The 12,809-nt window shown below is 71.7% G+C and carries 12 protein-coding genes; 1 reads left to right on the forward strand and 11 read right to left on the reverse strand.

Features of this window, described 5'->3' with window-relative positions:
- Positions 1-61: 61 nt before the first annotated feature.
- The 3 genes from pssA to msrB all read right to left on the reverse strand — a co-directional run bounded on the left by pssA (position 62) and on the right by msrB (position 2,103).
- Positions 62-895, reverse strand: a complete 834-nt coding sequence (gene pssA / locus HDA32_RS09515) for a CDP-diacylglycerol--serine O-phosphatidyltransferase (RefSeq protein ID WP_246334279.1) — start codon at positions 893-895, stop codon at positions 62-64.
- Entirely contained in the window at positions 882-1,535 is a 654-nt protein-coding gene (locus HDA32_RS09520; protein ID WP_344733581.1) for a phosphatidylserine decarboxylase, read from the reverse strand. Before HDA32_RS09520 ends, pssA begins: the two co-directional genes overlap by 14 nt.
- A 145-nt stretch (positions 1,536-1,680) precedes the next feature.
- On the reverse strand, positions 1,681-2,103 hold the full coding sequence (gene msrB, locus HDA32_RS09525; RefSeq protein ID WP_179642842.1) for a peptide-methionine (R)-S-oxide reductase MsrB: 423 nt from the start codon (positions 2,101-2,103) through the stop codon (positions 1,681-1,683).
- A gap of 203 nt (positions 2,104-2,306) precedes the next feature.
- On the opposite strand from msrB, the gene HDA32_RS09530 reads away from it, so the two are divergent.
- On the forward strand, positions 2,307-2,732 hold the full coding sequence (locus HDA32_RS09530; RefSeq protein WP_179642843.1) for a hypothetical protein: 426 nt from the start codon (positions 2,307-2,309) through the stop codon (positions 2,730-2,732).
- Positions 2,733-2,960: 228 nt separating this feature from the next.
- Here the strand turns inward: HDA32_RS09530 and HDA32_RS09535 are convergent, their stop codons facing one another.
- The 8 genes from HDA32_RS09535 to HDA32_RS09570 form a co-directional block, all read right to left on the reverse strand.
- Positions 2,961-3,737, reverse strand: coding sequence for a GntR family transcriptional regulator (locus HDA32_RS09535; protein WP_376766948.1), 777 nt, complete (start codon positions 3,735-3,737; stop codon positions 2,961-2,963).
- A 294-nt stretch (positions 3,738-4,031) separates the two neighbouring features.
- Positions 4,032-4,796 carry a pyrimidine reductase family protein gene (locus HDA32_RS09540; protein ID WP_179642845.1) on the reverse strand — a complete coding sequence of 255 codons (765 nt, stop codon included), beginning with the start codon at positions 4,794-4,796 and terminating at the stop codon, positions 4,032-4,034.
- A gap of 48 nt (positions 4,797-4,844) precedes the next feature.
- On the reverse strand, positions 4,845-6,962 hold the full coding sequence (glgX, locus tag HDA32_RS09545) for a glycogen debranching protein GlgX (protein ID WP_179642846.1): 2,118 nt from the start codon (positions 6,960-6,962) through the stop codon (positions 4,845-4,847).
- Positions 6,963-7,377: 415 nt separating this feature from the next.
- The gene (locus tag HDA32_RS09550; RefSeq protein ID WP_179642847.1) at positions 7,378-9,012 is read right to left on the reverse strand and encodes an acyl-CoA dehydrogenase family protein; all 1,635 of its coding nucleotides are present in this window, start codon (positions 9,010-9,012) and stop codon (positions 7,378-7,380) included.
- A 188-nt stretch (positions 9,013-9,200) separates the two neighbouring features.
- Positions 9,201-9,974, reverse strand: coding sequence for a sirohydrochlorin chelatase (locus HDA32_RS09555; protein WP_179642848.1), 774 nt, complete (start codon positions 9,972-9,974; stop codon positions 9,201-9,203).
- Between the two features lie 9 nt (positions 9,975-9,983).
- Complete coding sequence (locus tag HDA32_RS09560; RefSeq protein ID WP_179642849.1) at positions 9,984-10,676, reverse strand: phosphoadenylyl-sulfate reductase; 693 nt, start codon at positions 10,674-10,676, stop codon at positions 9,984-9,986.
- Positions 10,673-10,876: a hypothetical protein gene (locus HDA32_RS09565; protein ID WP_179642850.1), complete on the reverse strand. Its 204-nt coding sequence runs from the start codon at positions 10,874-10,876 to the stop codon at positions 10,673-10,675. The genes HDA32_RS09560 and HDA32_RS09565 overlap by 4 nt, the downstream gene beginning before the upstream one ends.
- Positions 10,877-11,110: 234 nt before the next feature.
- Positions 11,111-12,796, reverse strand: coding sequence for a nitrite/sulfite reductase (locus HDA32_RS09570; protein ID WP_179642851.1), 1,686 nt, complete (start codon positions 12,794-12,796; stop codon positions 11,111-11,113).
- Between the last annotated feature and the right edge of the window lie 13 nt (positions 12,797-12,809).

The raw sequence follows: 12,809 nt of genomic DNA on the forward strand, positions 1-12,809 counted from the left end.
CCCCTCTTCGCCGTCCGAGTTCCCTCCCGGGCGGCGCACCGCCCGGGAGGGAACTCGGACCTCAGCCCTCCTGGACCGACGGCAGGGGAAGATCGTCCCCGTCGCCGCCCTGGTCATGGCGCCGCGTCACCAGGACGTAGAACGGGATGGTCAGGATCAGCACCAGGACGAGGCTGGAGCCGGAGTAGAGCAGGGCGTCGCCGGCGGGGGCGTCGACCGCCCACGCGGCCAGGCACCCCACGCTGCCCAGGATCCAGGCCAGCACGGCGAAGGCGAGCCGGCCGCGCGGCTTGGGGTACTCCACCCGGCTGATCATGAGCCAGGCGATGACCAGGATCATGGCCGCGCCCGCGTACACGGGGGGATCGAGCAGCACGACGGTGATGACGGCCATCGCCCCGAACGGGCTCGGCAGTCCGGTGAAGTACTCCTCGCCCGGCGCCTGGCAGGAGAACCGCGCCAGGCGCACCACCACGGCCAGCAGCACCGCGGCGGCGGCGATGATCGGCAGCACCCCGCCGTTGTCCGGGGCCAGCGTGCCCCAGGCGACGACGAAGAACGCCGGTGCGAAGCCGAAGCTGATCACGTCGGCCAGGTTGTCGAGCTCGGCGCCCATGCCGCTGCCGCCGAGCTTGCGCGCCACCCGGCCGTCGAACAGGTCGCAGGCGGCCGCGATCAGCAGCAGGATGACCGCGACGGCCATGTCGGCCCGATGCAGCGGGCCGACATGGCCGGCCGAGATCTGACCGACCTGGGCCGCGGCCAGTTGCCAGACGGCCATGAAGCCGCACAGCGCGTTGCCGAGCGTGAAGTAGTCGGCGAGCACGAGTCGCAACCGGGGCGCCGCGTCGTCGCCGTGCGCCAGGCCGGCGAATCCCTGGTCAGTCGCTGTCAAGGCGCGTTTCACCGGCCCGGACTTTCTGCCCGACCTCGACGGCCGGGGTGATCCCGGCGGGAAGGTAGACGTCGACGCGCGAGCCGAACCGGATGAGGCCGATCCTCTCCCCCTGCTCCACCTTCTGCCCGACCTCGCGATACGGGACGATGCGGCGGACCATCGCCCCCGCGATCTGGATGACCGTAACCTCGCCGATCTCGGTGTCGAAGGTCCAGATGACACGTTCATTCCGTTCGCTGTCCTTGTCAAAAGCCGGTCGAAAGCCCCCTGGCCGGTGCTCCACCCCGGTCACCACGCCCGCCAGGGGTGCCCGGTTCACGTGGACGTTGAGAGGGTTCATGAAGACCGCCACCCGGATCCTGCCATCGGGCTGGGGGTCGATGCTCTGCACGACACCGTCGGCGGAGGAGATCACGCGGCCGCTGGCCGGTCCGCGGTCGGGGTCGCGGAAGAACCACGCCATTCCCGCGGCCAGCCCGACCGCGGGAACGGCCAGGGTCTTGCGCAGGCGCGAGCCGCGGCCGGCGAGTACGGCGGCCCCTGCGATCGCGCACGCGGGTACCAGCCAGGGGGCCGAGCCGCGGGCCATGCGCACGCGCGGCCGGGAAGGGGCGACAGGATGATGATCGTCGGTCATTGGGAGCTTTCGTCGAGAGGCCTTGCGGCGGAAAACCTGCGGGTCCGGGCACGCGGGTGCCCGGAACGCATCGGGAGCCCGCAGGACGATCGTGTCGCGTCCGGTTCAAGGGAGATCGGCCTTGGCCACCCGATGAAGGGCGATGCTATGCCACGGGATGCTCCGGCTCCAAGGTCAAGGCTATGGAGTTGATGCAGTACCGGTCGTCGGTGGGGGTGGAATAGCCCTCCCCGTGGAAGACGTGGCCGAGATGGGATCGGCAGCGGGCGCAGCGGACCTCGGTGCGTATCATGCCAAGGGTTCTGTCTTCGTGCAGGGTTACCGCCGAACTGTCGGCCGGATCATAGAAGCTCGGCCACCCGCAGTGCGACTCGAACTTCTCGGCCGAGCGGAACAGCTCCGCCCCGCAGGCGCGGCACCGGTAGACGCCGACGGACGTCGCCGAGACGTACTCACCGCTCCACGGCTGCTCCGTGGCCCCCTGGCGGAGCACCGCGTACTCCTGGGAGCTCAGCCGCTCCCGCCATTCCTCCTCGGTCCTGTGGACCGACCCCGTTGTTTCGTCCATGTATGGGACGCTACCCCGATTCCTCCCGACGTGCCCGTCACCACGGCGGCCGAAGACGATCACCCGGAGTGGAACGGTCTCATGCCCTCTGTGTTCATTTCTTTACAAGTGAGAAGTTCGTTCCTCGAATCAAGGGGTACGGACCTGGCGAAGGCTAGAACCGGCCGGGAGAAATGACGATGCTCGTTTCGTATCGACAGCCGATGGGTTATCGACAACCGGTGCGCGTGAGCCTGGCCCACTACGGCCTCCTGTGGCTGGGGTACCACCTCGGCCATCTCAGGAGCCGGACCCGTCCCGCGGAGGAGACCGTCCGGGGTGCGGCGCTGCGAATCTGCGGCGCCGCGACCGCGACGGCGTCCTTCGTGCTCGCCGGTGTGGATCGGGTGCGCCCGAGGCCGCTCGGTGACGGTGCGCTGCTGCTACTGGCGGCGCTCACCGGCATCGGCGCGCTGGCCGTCGCCGGTCCGCTGGGGATCGCCCTGGCGCACTGGATGATGACCTCGCCGGACGCCGCCCCGCCCATGGGCGCGGTCGTGGTCGTGGGCGTGGCGCTGCTCGGGCTGCTGTACCTGGTGTTCGCCTCGAAGGGCGGTCGCCGCGTCAGCCGGGAGAACGCGGACGGGTAGCGGTCACGCGCACCCCCCGGCTCGCGGCGGCGGGCCGGGGCCGTCCTCCCCGGCCCGCCGCTTGGGCCCCTCCCTCATGGCGGCGCACGACGATCGGCGCGCGTCCGAAGAGCACGGGAGAGCTCTCTAGAGAATCCGCTCTCTTATATCGACACAGAACCGCCGAAGAGTCAACCGGTATACAGCCAAATGTCCACTTTTTCGCGCGAGCGGACGGGGCGCCGCGGGTCAGGCGTCGAAGTCGTACTGCAGGATGTAGGCCGATCCGTCCAGTGTCATCTCGTTGAGCTCGACGGCGCGGTGGTCCGACGTCAGCGCGGTGCGCATGACGTCGAGAACGGGGGTCCCCGCGCTCAGTGCGAGCTCCTCCACCTCGGCGGGGGAGGGCATGCGCACCCGGATCTCCTCGGTGAAATGGGCGGGGGCGTGGCCCAGTTCGGCGAGGCGGGCGTAGATGCCGCCGGGGCCGGTGTCGGCCTCGGCGATCGCGGTGCCGGCGGCGAGCTTGGCGGGGAGGTAGGAGGTGGCGAGCTGCATGGGGCGGTCGTCGAGGAGGTAGCGGCGCCGCCGCACCACCACCCGTTCCTGCTCGGGCAGGTCCAGGGCGCGGGCCACGTGCTCGGGCGCCGCGGTCTCGCGCACGGTGATGTTGTCGGCGGCGAAGGCGCGATCGGCGGTGTCGGCCTGCCAGATGGCCCGGCCGCCGCCCCACAGTTCGCGGGAGAGGCGCCGCGGACCGTGCCGGCGCAGCGGCCGGAAGGTGCGCACGTAGACGCCCGAGCCGCGCACGGCCACCACGATCCCCTCGTTGATGAGCACGGACAGGGCCTGGCGGGCCGTCGCCCTGGCGACCCCGTACCGCTTCATCAGGTCGTTCTCGCCCGGTACCCGGTCGCCGTCGGAGAGCTCTCCTGAGGCGATCGCGGACCGCAACGCCTCGGCGATCTCACGGTAGACCGGCGGAGAGGGGTCTCTCATGTCGCCTCGGTTTTCGGACGTCGGCACTGCGTTCATCCTCTCGCCCGGACTGCGCGGTCGCACGAATTGAGTTGTCCTGCCGCGGTGCCCCGCGGTGCGGCCTCTGCGCTGTTTCGGAGTGAAAAGCGGATTGCTTCATTTTTCACCCTGCGATGCCGTTGCCGCCACTGCTGGACCCACACAGCGGGTATGTCCGGTTGCAGGAGCTTTATGCATGGTTAATGTGCAGCCGAATCCGGCCCCGTGGGGCGTGATCCATCCCGTGATGTGCGGATCCGTGCCCGCGCCGGCCGTCCGATATGGCCTGATCCGGTCGTTCGATCAGCTTCGTACGTAGCGCACGAAAAGCGACTCCTCCGACTCCAGCAGGTGGCCGATGCGCAGCGACCGGGAGTGCGAGGGAGCCTCGCCGGCCACGATGCGGGACGCGGCCGGGCCCAGAAGGTGCGGGCTGACCGTCAGGCAGAGCTCGTCCAGCACGCCGTCGGCCGCCAGTTCGGCGAGCAGGTGCGGGCCGCCCTCGGTGAGCACCCGGTACAGGCCCCGCTCGGCCAGGGCCGCCATGGCCGCCTCGGGCTGCACGGAATCCTCCCCGGCCACGACGACGTCGGCGTGCTCGGCCGCCGCCGCGCGCCGCTCGGGCGGGGCGCAGGCGGTGGTGAGGACGATCGTGCGCGCGTCCGGCGGCGCGCCCGCCAGGAGCTCGGGGTGCACGTTGAGGGTCCGGGTGACCACGGCGATGGGCGGGGTCTCGGAGCGGCCCGCCCGCAGCCCCCGCCAGACCTCGCGCGGGCGCACCGGGCGGTAGCCCTCGATCCTCGCGGTCCCGGCGCCGGTCAGCACGACGTCGGCCAGCGCGCGCAGCACGCCCATGACGGCGCGGTCGGCGGGCGAGGACAGCTCAGCCGTGCGCCCCGAAGGGCCCCACGCCCCGCCGTCGGCACTGGCGACCATGTTGGCGCGCAGCCAGGGGCGGCGAAGGTCGCCCGGGTAGGCGTAGGCGGCGGCCAGGTCGGCCTCGCCGCCGGGATCGGGCAGCAGTCGGCGGAAGCGCGGTGCCGGGGACGCGGCGGTATCGGAACTCATGATCCCCGAGGGTAGCCGGGCGACCCGCGGCGGGAACGCGGCCCTCGGCTACCGTTCGCCGGATTCGCAGACCCGCCTCAGCAGCAGCACCGCCCGGTCGATCACCGTGACGGTGCCGGAGGCCGGGGCGAACGGGCGGTCGCCGATGTCGGGCTCCGCGGTGTCGAGCACGGTCTCCCACGCGGTGCCGTAGGCCTTGCCGGGCAGGGTGAACTCCACGTCGTCGTGGCCGGCGTTGAACAGCAGCAGGAACGAGTCGCCGCGGACCGCGCGGCCGCGCGGATCGGGCTCGGTGATGGCGTCGCCGTTGAGGAAGACGCCCAGCGCCCGCCCGCCGCGGCCCCAGTCCTGGTCGGCCATCAGCGCGCCGTCGGGGCGCAGCCAGGCGATGTCGCGCAGTTCGCCGTCGCGCGGCGGGCGGCCCTGGAAGAACCGGCGGCGGCGGAACACGGGGTGCTCCCTGCGCAGCTCGGCCAGCGTGCGCACGAACTCCAGCAGATCCTCCTCCTCGGCCGCGCGCTTCCAGTCCACCCAGGCGATCTCGTTGTCCTGGCAGTAGGCGTTGTTGTTGCCCTGCTGGGTGCGGCCGATCTCGTCGCCGTGGGAGAGCATGACCACGCCCTGGGAGCAGAACAGGGTGGCCAGCAGGTTGCGCACCTGGCGGCGGCGCAGCGAGACGATCGCCGGATCGTCGGTGGGGCCCTCCGCGCCGTGGTTGCAGGAGCGGTTGTCGTCGGTGCCGTCGCGGTTGTCCTCGCCGTTGTTCTCGTTGTGCTTGTGCTCGTAGGAGACGAGGTCGGCCATCGTGAACCCGTCGTGGCAGGTGACGAAGTTGATCGAGGCGACGGGGCGGCGGCCGTCGTCCTGGTAGAGGTCGCTGGAGCCCGACAGCCGCGAGGCGAGTTCGGGCAGGACGGGGTGGCCGCGCCAGAAGTCGCGGATGGTGTCGCGGTACTTGCCGTTCCACTCGGTCCACAGCGGCGGGAAGTTGCCGACCTGGTAGCCGCCGGGGCCGACGTCCCAGGGCTCGGCGATCAGCTTGACCTGGGAGATCACCGGGTCCTGCTGGACGATGTCGAAGAAGGTGCTGAGCCGGTCCACGTCGTGGAACTCCCGGGCCAGCGCCGAGGCCAGGTCGAAGCGGAAGCCGTCGACGTGCATCTCCAGCACCCAGTACCGCAGCGAGTCCATGATCAACTGCAACGAGTGCGGGTGCCGGACGTTGAGGCTGTTGCCGCAGCCGGTGTAGTCGAGGTAGTAGCGCTGGTCGTCGTCGCGGACGCGGTAGTAGCTGAGGTTGTCGATGCCCCGCAGCGACAGCGTCGGGCCCATGTGGTCGCCCTCCGCGGTGTGGTTGTAGACCACGTCCAGGATGACCTCGATGCCGGCCTCGTGCAGCGACTTCACCATCGCCTTGAACTCCTGCACCTGGTTGCCCCGGCCGGGGTGGGCGGCGTAGCCGTCGTGCGGGGCCAGGAACGCCAGCGTGTTGTAGCCCCAGTAGTTGGTGAGGCCGCGGGCGACGAGCGCGTGCTCGGGGATGAACTGGTGGACCGGCATCAGCTCCACCGCGGTGACGCCCAGCCCGGTCAGGTAGTCGACCATCACGGGATGGGCCAGGCCGGCGTAGGTGCCGCGCAGCTCCTCGGGCACGCCGGGGTGGCGCATGGTCAGCCCGCGCACGTGCGCCTCGTAGATGACGCTCTCGTTGTAGGGGACCTTGGGCGGGCGGTCGTTGCCCCAGTCGAAGAACGGACTGACGACGACGCATTTGGGCACGAAGGGGGCGCTGTCGCGGGTGTTGCGCCGCGCGGGGTCGTCGAAGTGGTAGTCGAACACCGACTCGTGCCAGGTGAGCGAGCCTTCGAGCGCCTTGGCGTAGGGATCGACCAGCAGCTTGGCCGAGTTGTGGCGGTGCCCGTGCTCGGGGGTGTGCGGGCCGTGCACGCGGTAGCCGTAGTGCTGCCCCGGCCCGATGCCGGGCAGGTAGCCGTGGTGTACGAACCCGTCGTTCTCAGTGAGCTCGATCCGGGTCTCGGCGCCCTCGTCGTCGAACAGGCACAGCTCCACCCGCTGCGCGGCCTCGGAGAACAGCGAGAAGTTGGTCCCCGAACCGTCGTAGGTGGCGCCGAGCGGGTACGGGTCGCCGGGCCAGACTTCCACCATGTGCGTCGCTATCTCTTTCCTCCGCGTGCATGACGTGATGGTTGTTCCGCCATGGCCCCGTCAGTATTCACGATCGGCGGGATCGACATCGGATCGTGCCCGCTTCGCAGGTGAAACCGGTGATATGCGCGCGACCGGAACCGGCTCGCCGACCGTCGGCGAACCGGTCCCGCGGGCGGCCGGGAGTCTGGATCGTCGATGAGGGAGGACGGGGACTGATTTTCCGGCCCTGCTTGGTCTTTGCGGGCCTGGTGGGGCTGTTGCCGGGCGCGAGGCCTCCGGCGAAGCGAGAGGCCGCGGGAACACGGCCGCTCAAGGCCCCGGCCGTCTGTGGCGCGCTGACGGCGGCCTTCCCAGGCCATGCGGCGGTGAACGAAAGGATCGCGGCCACAGCCCTCCAACTCCCATCAGCACACTAGGTCCGCGGGCGGCAGCGGTCCAGGACGGCCTCGGTGTCCACGCCGCGCGGCAGGGTGCCGAAGGCGCGTCCCCCTTCACCGCCGAGGCGCGAGGCGGTGAAGGCGTCGGCCACGGCCGCCGGGGCGTGCCGTACCAGCAGGGACGCCTGCAGGCACAGCGCCATCAGCTCCACCACGGAGCGGGCGCGGTACTCGGCGGCGTCGAGGTCGCCCAGCTCGGTGTGCAGCCGCTTGACGGCGGCGTCGAGGCGGTGGTCGGCGCCCTGGCTCAGGGCCAGCTCGGCGAAGAGCGCCTCCACGCAGACCGGCTCCTTGGCCATCGCGCGCAGCACGTCCAGCGCCGCGACGTTGCCCGATCCCTCCCAGATGGAGTTGAGCGGCGACTCGCGGAACAGCCGGGGCATCCCCGACTCCTCCACGTAGCCGTTGCCGCCCAGGCACTCCAGGGCCTCGGCGGCGTGCGCGGGCTGGCGCTTGGTCACCCAGTACTTCCCCGCGGCCACCGCCAGGCGGCGGAACGCCGCCTCGGACTCGTCGCCGCGCACGGCCCGGTCGGCCGCGCCGGCCAGCCGCAGCATGAGCGCCGTCGCGGCCTCGGACTCCAGCGCGAGGTCGGCCAGCACGTTGCGCATCAGCGGCGCGTCGATCAGCGCCCCGCCGAACGCCTGCCGCAGGCTCGCGTGGTGCACCGCCTGGACCAGCCCGGCGCGCATCCCCGCGGCGGAGCCGATGACGCAGTCGAGCCGGGTGCCGTTGACCATCTCGATGATGGTGCGCACCCCGCGCCCGGGCTCGCCGACGGGCCAGGCCAGCGCCCCGTCGTACTCCAGCTCGGCCGAGGCGTTGGAGCGGTTGCCCAGCTTGTCCTTGAGGCGCTGGATGGACAGCGCGTTGCGGGTGCCGTCCTCCAGGACCCGCGGCACCAGGAAGCAGGACAGCCCTTCGGGCGCCTGGGCGAGAGTGAGGAAGAGGTCGCCCATGGGCGCCGAGGTGAACCACTTGTGTCCGGTCAGCCGGTGCGCGCCGTCGGGGCCGCCCGGCACGGCGCGGGTGGTGTTGGCGCGCACGTCGGAGCCGCCCTGCTTCTCCGTCATCGACATTCCGGCCAGCAGGCCCCGCTTGGCCAGGGGCGGGCGCAGCCCGAAGTCGTAGGTGCGCGAGGTGAGCAGCGGCTCGTAGCGGGCCGCGAGCTCGGGGGAGTGGCGCAGGGCCGGCACCACGGCGTAGGTCATCGACATCGGGCAGCCGTGCCCGGCCTCCACCTGGCTCCACACGTAGAACTTGGCGGCCCGGGCCACGTGTGCGCCGGCCCTCTCGTCGGCCCAGGGCGCGGCGTGCAGGCCGTGGGAGACCGCGGTGTCGGTGAGGACGTGCCAGGCGGGGTGGAAGTCGACCTCATCCACACGGTGGCCGTAGCGGTCGTGGGTGCGCAGCACCGGCTCGTTGGCGTTGGCCTGCTCGCCCCAGCCGCGCGCCGGGGCGCCGCCGGCCAGCCTGCCGAGCTCGTGCAGCTCCTCACCGGCCCAGCCGCCGCCCTCGCGCTCCAGCCCCTCGGTCAGCGCGGGCTCGGCGGCGACGTCGTGGTCCTCCAGCGGGGTCGGCTGGTTGAACACCTCGTGCGTGGGAGGCATGGGCGGCGACTTCCCTTCGGGCGGGCGGCGGGTCCGCCCCAGCGTAACCCGGCCACCCACTCAAGAACTGAAGTCAATTCACTTTTGTGTGCCCGCTCGCACCGTGAACGGCCGTCGGCGCGGGGCGACGCGCGGAAAAGAGCACCGCCCGCCCTCGTCGCGGAGGGCGGGCGGTGCGGGAACGGGGGTCAGCGGACCGGGACGCGGTGCCGGGGGCTCTGGGCCAGGGCCTCGTCGTAGCGTTCCAGCACGACCCGGGCCGACTCCGGGCAGTCGCCCAGAGCGGGGGAGACCGCCGCGGCACCGGCCGCGAACGCCTGCTCGGCCACCCGGTCGGAGAAGAACCCCGGGGCCAGGAGGTAGGTCGCCACCGCGACCCGCGGCGCCCCCGCCGCGCGCAGCCGGGCCACCGCCTCGCCGGGCGTGGGGGAGGCGGCCGAAGCGTAGGCCGGCACGACCGCGCGCCACGCGCCCCGCGCGGCGAGCCGCGCGGCCATCTCCTCGATCACCGCGTTCGCGCCGGCGTCACTGGAGCCGGCCGATGCCAGCACCAGGGCGGTGTCGGGGGCCGCGGCCACGTCGGCCTCGGCCAGCCGGCGCAGCACCGCCTCCTCCAGCAGCGGGTGCGGACCCAGCGTGTCGCCGTAGCGGACACGCAGCCAGGGGAAGGCCGCGCGCACCCTGGCCAGGGCCTGCGGCAGGTCGGTCTTGCTGTGGTAGGCCGCCGTCAGCAGCGCCGGCAGCACCACGACCTCCCCGGCCCCTTCGGCGGCCAGCCGGCCGATGGCCGCCTCCGGGTCGGGCGCCACGTGGTCGAGGTAGGCCACCCGCACGTCCAGGCCGGGACGCAGCCGCCGCACGCGGTCGAACAGCGCGCCGACCGCACGCGCCGACCTGGCGTCCTTGCTGCCGTGCGCCACCGCGATCAGCGGTACATCGGTATCGGTCGTCTGAGGATTCATCGAAAGTCCCTACAGGTGGATCCCGCACTCGGTCTTGCCGGTGCCGGCCCAGCGGCCGCTTCGGGGGTCGGCGCCGGCCTCGACCCGCCGGGTGCACGGCGCGCAGCCGATCGAGGGGTAGCCGTCGTAGCGCAGGGGGTTGACCAGGACGCCGTGCTCGGCCATGTAGGCGTCGACGTCGCCCTGGGTCCAGCGCGCGATCGGATTGACCTTGACCATCTTCTTCTTGGCGTCCCACTGCACGACGCCGACGCCGCGCCGGGTGGCGGACTCGTCCCGGCGCAGTCCGCTGAGCCAGGCGTCGTAGGGGGCCAGCGCCCGCTTCAACGGCTCGACCTTGCGCAGGTAGCAGCAGATGTTGGGGTCGCGGCCGTGCAGCCTCGGCCCCAGGTCGCGGTCCTGCTCGGCCACGGTGCGCCGCGGCTCGACGTTGACCAGGTTGATCGGGTAGACGGCCTCGACCGCGTCGCGGGTGCCGATGGTCTCGGCGAAGTGGTAACCGGTGTCGAGGAAGATCACGTCGATGCCCGGCTTGACCTTGGAGACGAGGTCGACCATCAGCGCGTCGGCCATCGAGGAGGTCATGCACAGCTTGTCGCCGAAGGTCTCGGCGGCCCACCGGATGATCTCCTGCGCACTCGCCTCCTCCAGCTCAGCCGCGGCCTCCTCGGCCAGTGCCGCACCGTCCAGCGTGACGTTCATGCGTTCCCACCCGTCTGTGTGCCATCAACCGTGCCGGTAATCGCGGCGCTGCGAAGCCCGACGAACTTCACCCTGAACACCCGTGCGCAGGCGCCGCAGGTCCAGGCGTAGCCCGCGCCCTTCTCGCCGTCGCCCTCGTGCGGCTCCAGGTCCTCGTCCCCGCAGTAGGGGCAGTAGTAGGGGGCTGCTCTCTCCGTCATTGCGCGCTCACCGCTCCTCGCTCGCTGCGCGGGCGGAGCGTGCGGCGGCGCGTCGGGCACCGCCCGCTCCGCTTGCTGTGTCGGGTTTGCGTCGCGCCGTCATTGCGCGCTCACCGCTCCTCGCTCGCTGCGCGGGCGGAGCGTGCGGCGGCGCGTCGGGCACCGCCCGCTCCGCTTGCTGTGTCGGGTTCGCGTCGCGCCGTCATTGCGCGCTCACCGCTCCTCGCTCGCGCCTCACTTGAGATCGGCGTCCTCGGCCCTCGCCACCCAGGTCGCGAACGCCTCTCCGTCCTCCTTCTTGGCGAGGTAGCGGCGCAGCACGCGCTCGACGTAGTCGGGCAGCTCGTCCGCCGTGGTCTTCAGGCCGCGGATCTTGCGGCCGAAGGCGGCGTTCAGCCCCATCCCGCCGCCCAGGTGGACCTGGTAGCCCTCGACCTGGTTGCCCTCGCCGTCGGTGACGAGCTGGCCCTTCAAGCCGATGTCGGCGACCTGGATGCGGGCGCAGGAGTTGGGGCAGCCGTTGAGGTTGATCGTGACCGGCTCGGGGAAGTCGGGCAGCCGCCGCTCCAGCTCCTCGATCAGGGAGGCGCCCTTGGCCTTGGTCTCGACGATGGCGAGCTTGCAGAACTCGATGCCGGTGCAGGCCATCGTCTGGCGGCGGAAGGTGCTCGGCCGCACCTCCAGGTCCTCGGCCTCCAGCGCCGCGACGACCGAGTCAACCCTGTCCTCGGTGACGTCGAGGATGATGAGCTTCTGGTCGGCGGTGGTGCAGACGCGGTCCGAGCCGTGCGCCTCGGCGATGTCGGCGATGCGGCTCAGCCCGGTCCCCGAGACCCGGCCGACCTTGGGGGCGAAGCCGACATAGAAGCGGCCGTCGCGCTGGCGGTGCACGCCGATGTGGTCGCGCCGGGTTCCGGGGTCCAGCGTCGGCTCGGGACCGTCGGGCAGCGCGTAGCCCAGGTACTCCTTCTCCAGCAGCTCGCGGAACTTCTCCGTGCCCCAGTCCTTGACCAGGAACTTGATCCGGGCGCGGTGCCGCAGCCGGCGGTAGCCGTAGTCGCGGAAGATCGAGCACACGCCGGCCCAGACCTCGCTGACCTGGTCCGGGCGCACGAAGGTGCCCAGGCGCTGGGCGAACATCGGGTTGGTGGACAGGCCGCCGCCGACGAACAGGTCGAAGCCGGGCTGACCGTCGGGGCCGACCACGCCGACGAAGGCGACGTCGTTGATCTCGTGGTTGGTGCAGTGCACCGAGCACCCGGCGATGGCGGTCTTGAACTTGCGCGGCAGGTTGGAGAAGAGCGGGCTGCCGATGTGGTCGTCGTAGACCTGCCGGATCTGCTCACTGGCGTCGATGACCTCGTCCTCGGCGATCCCGGCCAGCGGGCAGCCCATGATGACGCGCGGGGTGTCGCCGCAGGCCTCGGTGGTCGACAGCCCCACGCCCTCCAGCCGCTCCCAGATGGCGGGGACGTCCTCGATCCGCACCCAGTGGAGTTGGACGTTCTGCCGGTCGGTGATGTCGGCGGTGTCGCGGCCGTAGGCGGTGGAGACCTCGGCGACGGCGCGCAGCTGGGCCGCGCTGAGCTGGCCGCCGTCGATGCGCACACGCAGCATGAAGTAGCGGTCGTCGAGCTCCTCCGGCTCCAGGACCGCGGTCTTGCCGCCGTCGATGCCCGGGGCGCGCTGGGTGTAGAGCCCGAACCAGCGGAACCGTCCGCGCAGGTCGGCGGGGTCGATCGAGTCGAAGCCCGCCTTGGAGTAGATGTCGATGATGCGCCGGCGGACGTTGAGCCCGTCGTCGTTCTTCTTGTTCTCCTCGTTCTTGTTCAGCGGTTCGCGGTAGCCGAGGGCCCACTGGCCCTCGCCGCGGCGCGGTCGGGAGGGCTTGTGGCCGGTCGCTGCGGATGCGGGAGGCATCGTGGGGTCCTCC

It is taken from the genome of Spinactinospora alkalitolerans (assembly GCF_013408795.1).
In the GTDB taxonomy this organism is placed as follows: Bacteria; Actinomycetota; Actinomycetes; order Streptosporangiales; family Streptosporangiaceae; genus Spinactinospora; species Spinactinospora alkalitolerans.

What these genes read in the sequence shown, in the direction of transcription:
- HDA32_RS09560 (WP_179642849.1), bottom strand. Translation starts at nt 10,676, where the DNA reads ATGAACGTCACGCTGGACGGTGCGGCACTGGCCGAGGAGGCCGCGGCT.
- HDA32_RS09540 (WP_179642845.1), bottom strand. Translation starts at nt 4,796, where the DNA reads ATGAGTTCCGATACCGCCGCGTCCCCGGCACCGCGCTTCCGCCGACTG.
- glgX (WP_179642846.1), bottom strand. Translation starts at nt 6,962, where the DNA reads ATGGTGGAAGTCTGGCCCGGCGACCCGTACCCGCTCGGCGCCACCTAC.
- HDA32_RS09570 (WP_179642851.1), bottom strand. Translation starts at nt 12,796, where the DNA reads ATGCCTCCCGCATCCGCAGCGACCGGCCACAAGCCCTCCCGACCGCGC.
- HDA32_RS09520 (WP_344733581.1), bottom strand. Translation starts at nt 1,535, where the DNA reads ATGACCGACGATCATCATCCTGTCGCCCCTTCCCGGCCGCGCGTGCGC.
- HDA32_RS09565 (WP_179642850.1), bottom strand. Translation starts at nt 10,876, where the DNA reads ATGACGGAGAGAGCAGCCCCCTACTACTGCCCCTACTGCGGGGACGAG.
- HDA32_RS09530 (WP_179642843.1), top strand. Translation starts at nt 2,307, where the DNA reads ATGGGTTATCGACAACCGGTGCGCGTGAGCCTGGCCCACTACGGCCTC.
- msrB (WP_179642842.1), bottom strand. Translation starts at nt 2,103, where the DNA reads ATGGACGAAACAACGGGGTCGGTCCACAGGACCGAGGAGGAATGGCGG.
- HDA32_RS09555 (WP_179642848.1), bottom strand. Translation starts at nt 9,974, where the DNA reads ATGAATCCTCAGACGACCGATACCGATGTACCGCTGATCGCGGTGGCG.
- HDA32_RS09550 (WP_179642847.1), bottom strand. Translation starts at nt 9,012, where the DNA reads ATGCCTCCCACGCACGAGGTGTTCAACCAGCCGACCCCGCTGGAGGAC.